The organism is Oerskovia rustica (genome assembly GCF_014836555.1).
In the GTDB taxonomy this organism is placed as follows: domain Bacteria; phylum Actinomycetota; class Actinomycetes; order Actinomycetales; family Cellulomonadaceae; genus Oerskovia; species Oerskovia rustica.
The window spans coordinates 63,468-64,391 of sequence record NZ_JACSQQ010000020.1 but is presented as its reverse complement, the minus strand read 5'-3'; the positions used below and the strand labels follow the sequence as shown (position 1 = coordinate 64,391).

The 924-nt window shown below is 71.2% G+C and carries 1 protein-coding gene; it reads right to left on the bottom strand.

What is annotated here, in order from left to right; genetic code table 11:
- Nucleotides 1-38: 38 nt before the first annotated feature.
- Nucleotides 39-743: a hypothetical protein gene (locus tag H9652_RS12710; RefSeq protein ID WP_191796574.1), complete on the bottom strand. Its 705-nt coding sequence runs from the start codon at nt 741-743 to the stop codon at nt 39-41.
- Nucleotides 744-924 lie beyond the last annotated feature (181 nt).

Genomic DNA, 924 nt, shown 5'->3' with positions numbered 1-924 from the left:
CGACCTGCCCCGCTCGGTCGTTTCCGCGACCCGGTGGATCAGGAGATGGTCGCGGCGAGCGTGACTTCCTGGCGCAGGTCGTGGTTCAGGTCGCCCGAGGCGTCGGCCGGGGTCACCGTGACCTCGAACTCGATGGGGGAGCCGGGCTGGTACTTGAAGTTCTCGCCGTAGGCGACCGACTGCCCCGGCGCGAGGACGAACGGCGCCTCGCCCGAGCCCGGGGCGACCGGGGAGTCGACGACACCGGCGGCCTCGAAGAGCGCGCTGTCGACGATGCTGTCCATTCCCTGCATGTAGGGCCAGTCGCCGTAGCGAGCGTCGACGCCCACGACCGTGTAGCTCAGGGGCAGGTCGGCGTCGCCCGTGTTCGTCAGGACGTAGTTGACGAACACGATCTCGTCGCCCGGGTTCAGGATGGGCTTGCCCGACTCGTCCGCGAACTGGCCGGTCTTCGTCGCGACCGCGGTGCTCACCTGGTAGACGTCCACGGTGAAGCCGTCGCCCTCGGCCGTGCCGAGCGTGGTGCCGACGACCTCGTTGGACGCGGCCCACGCGGGCTTGTCGCCCGTGCCCGCAGCGGCGGGCTCGGCCTCCTCCTCGGCGGGGGTCTCCTCCGCGGCCGGCTTCTCGACGCTCGAGGCCGAGGTGGTCTCCTCGGGGGCGTCGTCGCCCGCGCAGGCGGACAGGCCGAGGACGGCGGCGAGGGCGAGGGGCAGCGCGAGGGCTGCTCGTGACGTGCGCATGGGGACTCCAGAGGATCGACGAGGGAACGCTTCGATACTAGGAGTAGAGATCCGCGGCAGACGGCCATTCTGATGGTGAGAACTACTCATGTGAGATACCCGACGAGGGGCCGCGCGGCACCACGGGCAGGGGGCCACGGGATGAGAAGGAGGAGCGGTGGGGGGGGGGGGGGGGGGGGGG